Annotated in this window: 13 protein-coding genes and 1 pseudogene; 7 read left to right on the top strand and 7 right to left on the bottom strand. The window is 63.9% G+C overall.

Annotation, left to right across the window (positions count from 1 at the left end):
• Nucleotides 1-115: 115 nt before the first annotated feature.
• Nucleotides 116-763, top strand: a complete 648-nt coding sequence (locus ABNU97_RS05395; protein ID WP_348765726.1) for an SDR family oxidoreductase — start codon at nt 116-118, stop codon at nt 761-763.
• Nucleotides 760-1,410 (top strand): DNA-3-methyladenine glycosylase 2 family protein, encoded by a 651-nt coding sequence (locus tag ABNU97_RS05390; protein ID WP_348765725.1) that lies wholly within the window; start codon nt 760-762, stop codon nt 1,408-1,410. Before ABNU97_RS05395 ends, ABNU97_RS05390 begins: the two co-directional genes overlap by 4 nt.
• An 813-nt stretch (nt 1,411-2,223) precedes the next feature.
• Here ABNU97_RS05390 and eda read toward each other — a convergent pair.
• The 7 genes from eda to ABNU97_RS05355 form a co-directional block, all read right to left on the bottom strand.
• Nucleotides 2,224-2,859 carry a bifunctional 4-hydroxy-2-oxoglutarate aldolase/2-dehydro-3-deoxy-phosphogluconate aldolase gene (gene eda / locus ABNU97_RS05385; RefSeq protein ID WP_348765724.1) on the bottom strand — a complete coding sequence of 212 codons (636 nt, stop codon included), beginning with the start codon at nt 2,857-2,859 and terminating at the stop codon, nt 2,224-2,226.
• Nucleotides 2,856-4,733, bottom strand: coding sequence for a phosphogluconate dehydratase (gene edd, locus ABNU97_RS05380; protein WP_348765723.1), 1,878 nt, complete (start codon nt 4,731-4,733; stop codon nt 2,856-2,858). Before edd ends, eda begins: the two co-directional genes overlap by 4 nt.
• 33 nt (nt 4,734-4,766) lie before the next feature.
• A complete protein-coding gene (gene pgl / locus ABNU97_RS05375) occupies nt 4,767-5,456 on the bottom strand; it encodes a 6-phosphogluconolactonase (RefSeq protein ID WP_348765722.1) in 690 nt (229 codons plus the stop codon).
• A 2-nt stretch (nt 5,457-5,458) separates the two neighbouring features.
• On the bottom strand, nt 5,459-6,940 hold the full coding sequence (gene zwf, locus ABNU97_RS05370; protein ID WP_348765721.1) for a glucose-6-phosphate dehydrogenase: 1,482 nt from the start codon (nt 6,938-6,940) through the stop codon (nt 5,459-5,461).
• Nucleotides 6,941-7,142: 202 nt separating this feature from the next.
• Nucleotides 7,143-8,144, bottom strand: a complete 1,002-nt coding sequence (locus ABNU97_RS05365) for an NAD(P)H-quinone oxidoreductase (RefSeq protein ID WP_348765720.1) — start codon at nt 8,142-8,144, stop codon at nt 7,143-7,145.
• A 111-nt stretch (nt 8,145-8,255) separates the two neighbouring features.
• Nucleotides 8,256-8,579 (bottom strand): multidrug efflux SMR transporter, encoded by a 324-nt coding sequence (locus tag ABNU97_RS05360; RefSeq protein ID WP_348765719.1) that lies wholly within the window; start codon nt 8,577-8,579, stop codon nt 8,256-8,258.
• Between the two features lie 143 nt (nt 8,580-8,722).
• Entirely contained in the window at nt 8,723-8,866 is a 144-nt protein-coding gene (locus ABNU97_RS05355) for a hypothetical protein (RefSeq protein WP_348765718.1), read from the bottom strand.
• Here ABNU97_RS05355 and ABNU97_RS05350 point away from each other — a divergent pair.
• The 5 genes and pseudogenes from ABNU97_RS05350 to ABNU97_RS05330 form a co-directional block, all read left to right on the top strand.
• Complete coding sequence (locus ABNU97_RS05350; RefSeq protein ID WP_348765717.1) at nt 8,865-9,320, top strand: RT0821/Lpp0805 family surface protein; 456 nt, start codon at nt 8,865-8,867, stop codon at nt 9,318-9,320. The genes ABNU97_RS05355 and ABNU97_RS05350 overlap by 2 nt on opposite strands.
• An 84-nt stretch (nt 9,321-9,404) precedes the next feature.
• Nucleotides 9,405-9,854 carry a thioesterase family protein gene (locus tag ABNU97_RS05345; protein WP_348765716.1) on the top strand — a complete coding sequence of 150 codons (450 nt, stop codon included), beginning with the start codon at nt 9,405-9,407 and terminating at the stop codon, nt 9,852-9,854.
• 5 nt (nt 9,855-9,859) lie between these two features.
• Entirely contained in the window at nt 9,860-11,590 is a 1,731-nt protein-coding gene (locus ABNU97_RS05340; protein ID WP_348765715.1) for a CocE/NonD family hydrolase, read from the top strand.
• Between the two features lie 63 nt (nt 11,591-11,653).
• Nucleotides 11,654-12,433 carry a DUF1295 domain-containing protein gene (locus ABNU97_RS05335; RefSeq protein ID WP_348765714.1) on the top strand — a complete coding sequence of 260 codons (780 nt, stop codon included), beginning with the start codon at nt 11,654-11,656 and terminating at the stop codon, nt 12,431-12,433.
• A 23-nt stretch (nt 12,434-12,456) separates the two neighbouring features.
• Nucleotides 12,457-12,654: pseudogene (locus ABNU97_RS05330) on the top strand (SAM-dependent methyltransferase); the annotation flags it as partial.

Raw genomic sequence — 12,654 nt, 5'->3', positions numbered from 1 at the left:
TCGTCTTTCGACGTATGCTTGTATTCGCTTTATACAGCCTGACGTTGTAGGGCATTGATGGTTATTCAAGAGGCGCGCCGCCGATCGGCTGGGTCGCGCGACACAGGAGCAGTACATGAAGATACTTGTCGCAGGTTCCCACGGGCAGATCGGCCAGCGGTTGATCCAGGCCATTGCCGAAAGCGACCACACGTCGGTGGCCATGATCCGCAGCGCCGGCCAGGCGCCGGAAATGACCAGCCTGGGCGCCCATGAAACAGTGATCGCCGATCTGGAGGATGATTGCAGCGACGCGCTGGCCAACGTGGATATCGTGATCTTCACCGCCGGTTCCGGCGGCCATACGCCGCCCGAGAAAACCGAAGACGTGGACCGCAACGGGGCGATTTCGCTGATCGATCAGGCCGTGGCAAACGGCGTACAGCGTTTCATCATGGTGTCGTCGATAAACGCCGACACGCCCGAAAACGGCCCGGAGGCAATGCAGCACTATTTCGCAGCCAAGAAAGCTGCGGACGATCGTCTGCGTGCGGCGGGGCTGGATTACACCATAGTACGGCCCGGCAAACTCACCAACGATCCCGGCACGGGCAAGATCGAGCTGGCCGAATCACTGGGCCGTTACGGCGATATCACCCGCGACGACGTCGCCGCCCTGCTGCTTGCGCTGGTCGATGCGCCGGCGTCCTATAACCGCACGCTCGAAGTGCTGGCGGGCGATACGCCGATCGCCGAGGCCATCGAATCCCTGCAAGGGCTATGAGCGAGACGTCGAACGAACGCCCCACTCGGCTGATGTTCGACGCCGACACGGCCGTCGCCCATCTGCGCGCGGTCGATCCGACGCTGGGCGCATTAATGGATCGCTGCGAGCCATTTGCGCCGTCGACCACGGCAGCGCCGGATGTCTTTCATTCGCTGGTGCGGGCAATCGTCTACCAGCAGCTATCCGGCAAGGCGGCCGGCACGATCCACCGTCGCCTGCTGGACGCGCTGGGCGGCGGCGATGCGCCCGGCGCCCAGCGCATCGCAGATGCCGACGACACCACCCTCCGAGCTGCCGGCCTGTCGCAGAACAAGATGCTCAGCCTGCAGGCGCTCGCAGCCGCCCAGCTGGCCGGCGAACTGCCCGACGAATCCCGCCTCGAAGACTACGACGACGCCGAGTTGATCGAGCGCTATTCCGCCATTCGCGGCATCGGCCGATGGACCGTGGAAATGCTGCTGCTGTTCCACCTCGGCCGGCCGGACGTGATGCCCATTCATGATCTTGGCGTACGCAAGGGCTATGCGATCACCTACGGGCGCGAGGAACTGCCCAAACCCAAGCAGCTGGAACGCGAATGCGAGGTCTGGCGGCCGTATCGGTCGGTGGGGAGTTGGTTCATGTGGCGGGCTACGGAGTTGTAGGTTTGGGGTGATTGGGCTGTTGTGGCCATGCTTCGAGCTAAACCTGAAGCCTGAATCCGCCTGCATCGTCGATTCAGATTACGAATGCTTCGGGCGCCTTAGGCTTTTGACACCCAGGATTTTGGCTACCCTTTGGTTTCGCGCTGCAACGCGACCCACTTTCGTTTACTAGGCCGCAGCGAAAGTGGGCAAAGAAAAAGACGCCCGGGCTACGCGTCGTCGCGAAGCGCGCCGAACCGCTGCCAACTCGTTAACACGTTCTCGTTCCGAAAGGATGCGGCCAGAACTCGGATCGCTTTCGCGATGCTCAAACATGCTAAGCGGACCGGCGCGGTTCGCCGGACACCCTTCGGCACTGCGGTTCTCGATCGCCCCATAGGCGGCCAAATACAGGCAGGTTAGCCCGTACTGCTGCGTCGATACAGCTATGAACTTGAAACTAGCACCGTGGCTACGTTCTTGTCGGCTTACGCTTCGCTAGGCCGACCTACGAAAATCGTGACCTTGAGCGAGCGGTAGCGACGCTTGTCTGTATTCGGGTCCCTTGGGCGTAGCGCCGAGCAGCGCGGAGCGCGAGCGGAAAAGACGGCCGGATGTTTGAGCGCCAGCGAGTTTCCGGCCGTCCCGCTCGCGCTTCGCGATGGGAGGGCATCGGCGCGCAGCGCCGACGCAAGACAGGGTGCCCTTCTCTTGGTTACTTCTCTTGGGCAAGCAAGAGAAGTAACTCGCACAGCAGTGCGAAACCCCAAGTCCAAATTTACCTGCCCAGTTGATCCAGAACTCTAGAGATGCCGGCCATCGTCCGCTCAAAACTCAAGAGCCCGACAATGCCACCGCCCGCTCAGCAGCCACACGAATAGCTTCCCAATCACCGGCCGCCACCGCACCAGCAGACACAAGCCAACTCCCACCCACACAGGGCACACAATCCAACGCCAGATAATCCCCGGCGGTGTCTTCCTTGACCCCCCCGGTCGGGCAGAACACCAGTTCGGGGAATACGCTGGCAAACGCCTTGATCGCGGCCGGCCCGCCGACGACCGACGCGGGAAACAGCTTCGTAGCGGTCACGCCGTGACGCTTGAGATGGGCGATCTCGCTGACCGTCTGCGCGCCGGGCAGATAGGCAATATCGCGGGCCTGCGCGACTGCGTTCACCTCGTCGGCAATGCCGGGCGAAACCATGAATTCAGCGCCGGCAGCGATGGCCTGTTCGGCCTGGGCGGACGTCCAGACCGTGCCGGCGCCGACGCAAATATCATCGACCTGTTGGGCGATCGCCTCGATCGCGGCCAGGCCTGCTTCGGTTCGTAGCGTGACCTCGATCACGCGGATACCGCCGGCCACGAGCGCGCGTGCGATTTCGACCGCCGATGCGGCATCGGACACCACCACGACCGGAATCACCGGAGCGATCGCCATCACCTGGCGTGTCTGGTCGTACTTCATTCGGCCAGCTCCTGCTCGGCAACCGTGGTTCGTGTTTCGGTCTGTGCCGGCTGGGCATCGAGCAGCGCACAGGCGCCCTCCTCGGCGGAGCCGACGTTGCGACGAAATACCGCGAACAGCTCACGGCCGAAGCCGAATTCGGTTTCGGGTTTGTCATCGAACGTGGTGGGCTCGCGCGCCTCGAGTTCGGCGTCGTCCACTTCCACACGCAGTTCGCCGGCTTCGGCGTCCAGCGCGATCATGTCGCCATCGCGAATGCGGCCGATCAGGCCGCCGAGGCGGGCTTCCGGCGTGATCTGGATCGCGGCCGGAATCTTGCCGGAGGCGCCGGACATACGTCCGTCGGTGATGAGCGCGACCTGATAGCCCTTGTCCTGCAGTACGCCGAGCGAGGGCGTGAGCTTGTGCAGCTCGGGCATGCCGTTGCCGCGCGGGCCCTGATTGATGACGACGATGGCCGTGTCCTGTTCCAGCTCGCCGGCCTGATAGGCCTCGAGCACGTGCTCCTGGCTGGGGAAGACCCGCGCCGGTGCATGGATGGTGCGGTGCTGTTTCTCGACCGCCGATATCTTGATGATGCCGCGCCCGAGATTGCCGGTGAGCACACGCAGCCCGCCAGTGGCCGCGAACGGCTCGGCCACACCGCGCAGCACGTCGGTATCGTGGCTTTGTTCTGCGCCCTCGCGCCAGACCAGCTCGTCGCCGTCGAGAAACGGCTCCTGCGTATAGCGATGCAGGCCGTCGCCGACCACGGTCGAGACATCGTCGTGCAGCAAACCGGCAGCCAGCAGTTCGCGGATCATGAACTGAATGCCGCCGGCCGCGGCGAAGTGGTTCACGTCGGCCACGCCGTTCGGGTACACCCGGGCCATGAGCGGAACCACCGCCGATATCTCGGCAAAATCGGTCCAGTCGATCTTGACGCCCGCGGACCGTGCCATGGCCACGATATGCATGGTGTGGTTGGTCGAGCCGCCCGAGGCCAACAGCCCGACGATGCCGTTGATAACGGCCTTTTCATCCACGATGCGCCCGATCGGGCGATAGTCTTCGGAGAGTTCGGTGATGCCCACTACGCGCTTCGCGGCCGCCGCGGTGAGCGCCTCGCGCAGCGGCGTGTTCGGGTTGATGAACGATGCGCCGGGCAGGTGGAGGCCCATGAATTCCATGAGCAGCTGATTGGAATTGGCGGTGCCGTAGAACGTACAGGTGCCCGGCGAGTGGTAGGACATGGACTCGGCCTTGAGCAACTCGTCGCGGTCGATTTCACCGGCAGCAAAGCGCTGGCGCACTTCCGACTTGATCTTGTTCGACAGCCCCGAGGTCATCGGTCCGCCGGGTACGAAGATCACCGGCAGATGACCAAACGACAGCGCGCCGATCATCAGGCCCGGCACGATCTTGTCGCATACGCCCAGACAGAGCGCGCCGTCGAACATGTTGTGGGTGAGTGCAATCGCGGTGGCCATGGCGATGGTATCGCGCGAGAACAACGACAGCTCCATGCCGGGCTGGCCCTGGGTCACACCATCGCACATCGCGGGCACGCCGCCGGCGAACTGGGCCACGCCGCCGGCAGCCCAGGCGGCCTTTTTGATAATCGGCGGAAAATCGCCCAGCGGCTGATGCGCCGAGAGCATTTCGTTATAGGCCGACACGATCGCCACGTTCGGCCGCTGGGCACCGGCGAGCGCGTCCTTGCCCGGCTTGTCCTCCACCGCAAAACCGTGGGCGAGATTGCCGCAGGAGAGCTTGCCGCGATGCGGGCCCACGCTCTGGGCATGGTCGATCTTGGCCAGATACGTCGCGCGGGTATCGCGGCTGCGGGCGATAACGCGCTGGGTTACGGCGTCGATAACGGAATGCAGACTCATGGCTTGTCGCTCCTGCGGGCATGCGGCCCGCCTCTAGTCGGACCAGTACACGTCAACGGGTACGTGGCCCTGATGGATCACGCCGCGAACGGGGTATTCCACCGCCGGGCCGGCCTCGCAGGCCGCGTCGTACACGCGCCGCTTGGCCGCGCCAAAAAACAGCAGATACAGCGAGCGCGTGGCCAGCAGCCGGTTCAGGCTCAGGCTGATGCGTGCCGGGCCATCGCCCTCGCGTTCGGGCACCACGCATTCTGCGTCGCTCGTCATGCAGGCTTCGATATTCACGGCGTCCGGAAACAGCGAGGCGGTATGGCCATCCTCGCCCATGCCGAGCACCACGGCATCGAACGGGCGCGGCAGCTGTGCCAGCTCGGCATCGAGTTCGGACTGCGCAGCCGTCGGCGCCGGCTTGTCGCGATACAGCCCGAACAGCCGGGCCGCGTTGCCCGGCCCATAAAGCAGATGTTCGCGCAGCGCGGCCTCGTTGCTCTCGGGCTGATCGGGCGCGACCCAGCGTTCATCGCTGGGCACAACGGTCACCCGCGACCAGTCGAGTTCGATGAGTGCGAGTCTTTCGAACAGATCGATCGGCGAAGACCCACCGCTGAGCACGAGCGTGGCCCGGCCGTTATTGGCAATACCCTCGCGCAGCTGTGCCGCCAGCGCATCGGCCAGGGCCTGGGCACAGGCACCGCGATCGGAAAATGTGTTGAAGCGAGGCATGGCTATTCCGGTTGGGCCCAACGGCGGTCGTCGCGATCGAGCAGTACGAAGGAATCGGTCGGCCCCCAGCTGCCGGCCATGTATTCGTGGGTGCGCACACCGCGCGTATGCCAGCTGTCGATAATGCGATCGATCCAGCGCCAGGCGGTTTCGATTTCGTCGCGACGCATGAACAGCGCCGGGTTACCGCGCAGCACTTCCATCAATAATCGCTCGTAGGCGTCCGGATAAGTGACGGAAAACGCATCGGGGAAATTCAGGTTCAGCGGCAACGAGCGCATACGAAAACCGCCCGGCCCCGGCTCCTTGGTCATCAGCGTGAGCTGTACGCCCTCTTCCGGCTGCAGGCTGAGTACGAGCCGATTGGGCGTAAGCGGCTGCTCGCCGAAAATGGAATGCGGCACCGGCTTGAATTGGAACACGATCTCGGAAAGCTTGCGGGCCATGCGCTTGCCGGTACGCAGATAGAACGGGGTGCCGTTCCAGCGCCAGTTGTCGATTTCGGCCTTGATGGCAACAAACGTTTCCGTGTCCTGCTCGGCGGTGTTGTTGTCGGGGTTTTCGCCCTCTTCGCGGTAGCCCGGCACCGGCTCGCCGCCAACGATGCCGGCGGTATAGCGCCCGCGTACGGTCACACGATTGACCACTTCGCGGGTGATGGGCTTGAGTGCCCGCAGCACCTTGATCTTTTCGTTGCGGATATCGTCGTGGTGCATGCTCGCCGGCGGCTCCATGGCTACCATGCACAACAGCTGAAGCATGTGGTTCTGCACCATGTCGCGCAGCGCGCCGGTGCGGTTGTAGAAGTCGAAGCGCTGGCCCACGCCCAGATTCTCGGCCACCGTGATCTGTACGTGGTCGACCGCGCCGCGTGCCCAGAGCGGCTCGAACAGGGAATTGCCGAAGCGCAGCGCGAGCACGTTCTGGACGGTCTCTTTGCCCAGATAATGGTCGATACGATAGATCTGGGATTCCGCGAATACCGCGCCCACGGCATCGTTGATGTCGCGGGCCGAGTCGAAATCGTGGCCGACCGGCTTTTCCAGCACGATACGCGAGCGGGCGTCGGTCAGACCGGCATGCTGGAGCTGCTGGGCGACGGTGCCGAACAGCGCGGGTGCCGTGGCCAGATAGAACACGCGGCTGCGTTTGTTGTCGGCATCGAGTGCCGCACCCAGGTCGTCCCAGCCGGTATCGGCCTGCATATCCAGCCCGACATGATGCAGACGGGCGGAAAACCGCTGCCAGACCTCGTCCTTGAGTTCCTTGGCGGACAGCTGGGATTCCAGCGTTTCGCGTACCCAGTTCCGATAGGCGTCGCTATCGATATCACCGCGCGATACGGCAACGATCCGGCTGTCGTCGCTGAACTGACCGTCCGCGTCGCGATGAAACAGCGCGGGCAAGAGTTTGCGCTGCGCCAGATCGCCGGTGCCGCCAAAGATTACGAGGTCGAAGGGATCGACCGGGACGAATTCAGCCATCGAAGCACACCGCCTGCCATGAGCACTGGGTCATCATGGCATTTAACGTATGCAACGATTGATCCAATCGTTGAGCTATCGTCGTTTGCGCCCGGCGAGTGGGCGCGCGAGTGCGTGGCGGCAACGCATCGAGCGCGCGCCGAGCAGCCGCGCCGGTGGTTGGCGGCGAGGCCGAACAGCCCCGCCGCTTGCAGTGGTGCGCCTAGCTGCGCACGAGCACCAGCTTGCCGGCGTGGTCGCCGGACTCCATCAGCCGATGTGCTTCCACCGCTTCTTCGAAGGCAAAGGCGCGATCGACGATCGGCTTGAGCTTGCCCGCCTCGAACAGCGGCAGCAGGCGATCGTCGAACATCTGCGCGAGCATGATCTTGCGCTCCAGCGGCAGGCTACGCATGGTCATGGCCACGAGACTCAGGCGACGCATGAGCAGCTTGCCCATATCGATATCGCTCTTGCGCCCGCCGATCAGCCCAATCTGGACCTGACGGCCTTCCGGGCGCAGCGCATCGAGGTTGTCGGCCAAGGCCGGGCCACCCACGAAATCCAGCACCACGTGGGCGCCGCCGGTCTGCTCCTGCACGGCCTTGGCCACACCGTCGCTGCCGTCTTCCAGGCCAAGATCGTAGGCCCTGTCAAAGCCGAGCGACTTGAAGCGCTGCTCCATTTCATCGAGGCGCGCCTGTTTGCGGCTGGTGGCGATGCTGCGCGCGCCCATGGCCTGAATGAGCTGCAGGCCGGCCTGGCCCACGCCCGAGGTTGCGCCGCGTACCAGCGCCCACTGGCCCGGGGCCAGTTCGCCCATCAGGAACAAACCGCGATAGGCGGTGAGAAAGGCTTCCGGCATGGCCGCGGCCTGCTCGAAATCGTAGTGCGGCGGAATGGTGAGCGCTTCGCGTTCGTGCACCACCAGCTGTTCGGCATAGGAGCCGCCGCCGATCAAACCCATCACCCGTTCGCCGACCTTGCGCGCGGTCACGCGATCGCCGACGGCAATGACCTCACCGGCATATTCCAGGCCGGGACGACGTACGTCGAAACCGTTCGGCGGCGGGTAGCCGCCCTTGCGCTGCAATACGTCGGCCTGATTGATGCCGACCGCGCGCACGTCGACCAGAATCTCGTCCGGCCCCGGCTCGGGGGCGTCTATCGTCTTGAGTTCGAGCGCTTCCGGGGCGCCCGGTTCTTCTACCAACCATGCCCGCATGGGGATCTCCTGAAATCGAGTTTTATCAACCCGGCACAGGATATAGATAATTCCGCGCGTTGATGAACCCGCCGCGTCTACCCCGACGCCGGGCCGGTCATCCCGTATCGCTTAGCCGTGCGACAGGTTCAAGCCAATCACGCCGACAAGCACCAGCGCGATGCAGGCGACGCGCCATGCGCTCATCGGCTCGTGGAACAGGACCACGCCGATGATCGTGATCAGCACCGTGCCCAGCCCGGCCCATATCGCATAGGCGACGCTGACCTGCAGATGGCGCAGCGCCAGCGTCAGACAAGTGAAGGAAGCGACATAAAACACCACGATGCCAAGCGACGGCCACAGCCGCGTAAACCCTTCGGATAGCTTCATGCAGGTGGTGCCGATCACCTCGAACAGAATGGCGAATGCCAGCAGCAGCGCGCCTTGGCTCATATCGGATTGTCCTTGACCGAAATAACGAGGGCGCCGGCGACGATACGCGCGTGGCTTACAGACACGCCGCGCCGCAGCATTGCCGCGTGGTGATGCACATCGAAAACCCGGCACGGATTCAGCCGCGATTCGTAAACGCTGCGTCAGAGTACCGGGGCCATGAGGCTGTCGCCAACGTCGATCGCGCTGCGCCGACGACCGCCGTCGCCTGTTTTGGTTACACTGAATATCGAGATTTTCGGATAGACCGGCTCGTACAGCGCGGGCCCCATCGGGAGAGAAAGCATGACCAAGACCTTGAGTTTTATCAGTGCCCTGGCGCTTACCGTGGCCATGAGCGGCTGTGCCAACTGGAGCTCCGGCGATACCGGCACCGTGCTCGGCGGCATTGCCGGCGGCGCAGCCGGTTCGCAGATCGGCAGCGGCCGCGGCACCACCATTGCCACGGTCGTGGGCACCCTCGCGGGCGCAGCACTTGGCCGTCGCATTGGCGACAACTTCGGCCAGCGCGACCGCCAGCAGTTCGGCAGCGCCCTGGAAACCAACCAGACCGGCAACACGTCGAGCTGGAACAACCCGGATACCAACTCCAACTATTCGGTGACCCCGACCCGCACCTACAACAGCGGCAACCAGCCCTGTCGCGAGTTCACCATGAACGCCAACGTCGACGGCCAGCCGGAAAAGGTCAACGGTACCGCCTGCCGTCAGGCCGACGGCACCTGGAAAGTGCAGTCGTAAACCACGGCCGCAGCGGATCGAAGCCGGGCACTGCCCGGCTTCTTTTTTGTAAGCTGGCGTTTTTGAGCCAAGAGCCCGACGCCCATGCCGCAAGATCGCCCCACTCGACAGGACTATCCCTGGTTCTGCGACATGCCCACCCGCTGGATGGATAACGACGTGTATGGCCACGTCAACAACGTGACTTATTACTCCTACTTCGACACCGCGGCCAACCGCTACCTGATCGAAGTCGGCGGTCTGGACATACACAACGCCCCGGTTGTGGGTTTCGTGGTCGAATCGCGCTGCCAGTACCACGCGCCGGTCGCCTTCCCCGAAAAGCTCGAGGCCGGGCTGGTGGTCAAGCATCTGGGTAACCGATCCACGACCTACGGCATCGGCATTTTTCAGGCCGGTGCCGATACCGCGAGCGCGCACGGCGATTTCGTGCACGTGTTCGTCAATCGCGAAACCAATCGTGCCGAGGCCATTCCGTCGGCCCTGCGCGACGCGCTGGCGGCGATCCATTTACCCGGCGACACGGCCGGATAAACGCCATGAGCTCGGCGACACTCGAAGCCCGCGACTACAGCGCGATCGTCACGAATCCCGATGACGGCGTGGAAATCGCGATCACGGTGATGCAGCCGGCGCTGGCCGCCGGCGCAACCGCGCCGCTGATCCTGCACGGCCACGGTTTTGGCGGCGCACGACTGACCAATCGCCACGAGCGCTCGGTCTATGAAGTGCTCTCCGGCGGCATCCTGCCCTCGACCGAGGCCGCACGGCGCGCCGCGAACGACGGCTATTTCGTGATCAGTTTCGACCAGCGCGGCTTCGGCGATTCCGGCGGCTGCGTGGAAATCATGAACCCCGAGGTCGAGGGCGTGGATATCAGCGCCATTCTCGACTGGGCCGAAAACGACATGCCCGAGCGCGAGCGCCTGGCCTATCGCAACGGCGCTCCGATCATCGGTGGCCTGGGCCTGTCCTATGGCGGCGGTTTCCAGCTCATCGGCGCCTGTATCGATGACCGCTTCGACGCGCTCGTGCCCACCGCGACCTGGTACGACCTCAGCTATAGCCTGGCACCGGATAACGTGGTCAAAACCGCCTGGGGCGCGGCCCTGGTGGCCCTGGGCATCCCCACCTCAGGCGTACGCCTGGATCCGCTGCTCTATCGGGCGCTGGCCGAGGGTCTGGCCTCGACGCTGACCGGCCGTGGCCTGTCCCAGACCGTGATCGACCGGCTCTACAACAGCAGCCCGGCCTCGTTCTATGACGGGCATATCGCCCGCGATGGCCAACGCGAACCCTGCCAAACCCGCCGCACGCCGAACGTCGACGTGCTGCTGGTCCAGGGCGTGGGCGACACCCTGTTCAACCTCAACGAAGCCGCAGCCAATGCCGCTGCCCTGCGCGCGGCCGGCAACGACGTGCATCTGATCGCCATGCAGTACGGCCACAGCCTGCCGTTCCTGCAGGATATCGATCGTATCGCCTACCAGACCGATGCCAGCCTGCGTATCGACGACGACTATATCGACACCAGCGAACTCGAGCTGGCCTATCTGGACTGGAAGCTCAAAGGCAAGACGCCGGCCCGCGACGTGCCCCGTAACATGATCGTGCTCGACGACGAAACGAGCCTGTTCTTTGATACGCTGCCCGTGGGCACCGGTGAAGCCGGCCCCACGGTGGAATTCGCCGGTCAGGCCACGACCGGCGGGCTCGATCTGCTGCTGGGCATCGTGCGCCGCCAGAGCGTATCGCGGCTGTGGTCGCTCACCACGGGCACGGCCGGCAACGCCTGGACGGCCATCAAGCGCGTGTTCGACCGCGACAAGCCTGCAAGCGGCGACGAAACCGCGCTCGTCGCACGGCTCGTCAACGCCCTGCCCTCGGATCATCTCGACGAACTGGCCAGCGGCGGCAGCTTCATCGAGCTGATGACCGTCGATGCCGAAAATCAGGCGATCGCCGGGATCCCCCAGATCGATATCGACATCAGCGGCAGCGACCGCAATCCGATCGCATTCGTCGGACTCGGGGTGAAGCGGGCCGGCCATGCCACCACGGTGCTGCTCAATAAGCAGGTGCGTCCGATCCGCGGCGGCGGCCGGCGCGAACTCGATCTCAACGGCGTAAGCCATCGCCTGCATGCCGGGGATAGACTGGGTCTGCTGGTGTACGGCTATCATCCCCAGTATCTGGCAAGTTTTTCTGCGATTCCGGGCCGAATTGACGTTAAAGGACGCATCGCACTGCCGATCGTCGACGTAGTTTGACCCGCCCGCCTCACGATCGCGCAAGGAATCGTTCATGCGTTTAATCATCGAAAAGGAGTCCGCATGAGTGTGCTTGCGGCGTTTGGCATAGGGCTGGCAACGGCCGCGATACTGCTTACCCTGGTATGGATCATCCAGCTGTTCACCCGCAATGCCGGACTGGTGGATGTCGTATGGTCGGCGGCGGTCGGCCTGATCGCTGCCGAATATGCCCTGCTCGGCGATGCGCCGGCACCCGCACGCATTCTGCTGGCCGCGCTGGCACTAACCTGGGCGCTGCGCCTGGCCGGCTATCTGGCCAAACGCATGCGCGGTGCCCCCGAGGATTCGCGCTATGCCGCGGCCCGTGAGGCCTGGGGCAAGAAAGCCGACCTCTACATGCTCGGCTTCTTTCTGTTTCAGGCGGTGGCAGCTTCGATTCTTTCGATACCGTTTCTGGTCGTGGCCTATATGCCCGAGGCGCCGTCGCTCGGCGTCGCGCTGGCCGCCATCGCGGTATGGTTCGTTTCCGTGGTGGGGGAAGGCACGGCAGATGCCCAGCTGCACCGCTTCAAGCAAAAGCCGGAAAACCGCGGCAAGGTGTGCGCCGAGGGGCTTTGGCGCTATTCTCGACACCCGAACTATTTTTTCGAATCGCTGCACTGGGTGACCTACGTGGTGCTTGCCATCGGCGCGCCATACTGGTGGGCGACACTGGCCAGCCCGGTGATCATGGCCTGGCTTTTGCTGCGGGTCTCGGGGATTCCCACAATCGAAAACAAGCAGGCGTCGGAAAAACGCGAAGGCCATGACGAATACGTGCGTCGTACAAGTGCGTTCATTCCCTGGCCGCCAAAAAAATAATCGCACGATCAAGGAGAACGTTGTTGAGTAGTCTGGCGATAGATTGGTGTGAACGTGGCCTCGTGCCGGACCCGATTGCCCGCGTGGGCATGCGTCGGCTCATCGGCAGCCGGCTGACCAGCCGCGAGGCGCGCGATCCGGAATGGCGCAGCAATCATATGCGCCGTTTTCTCGAGCGCGCCTCGACCGGGCCCATCGCCCAGCACACCGAGGACGCCCAC

The organism is uncultured Salinisphaera sp., from assembly GCF_964012375.1.
Taxonomy (GTDB): domain Bacteria; phylum Pseudomonadota; class Gammaproteobacteria; order Nevskiales; family Salinisphaeraceae; genus Salinisphaera.
This window is presented reverse-complemented; position numbering and strand designations above follow the sequence as displayed.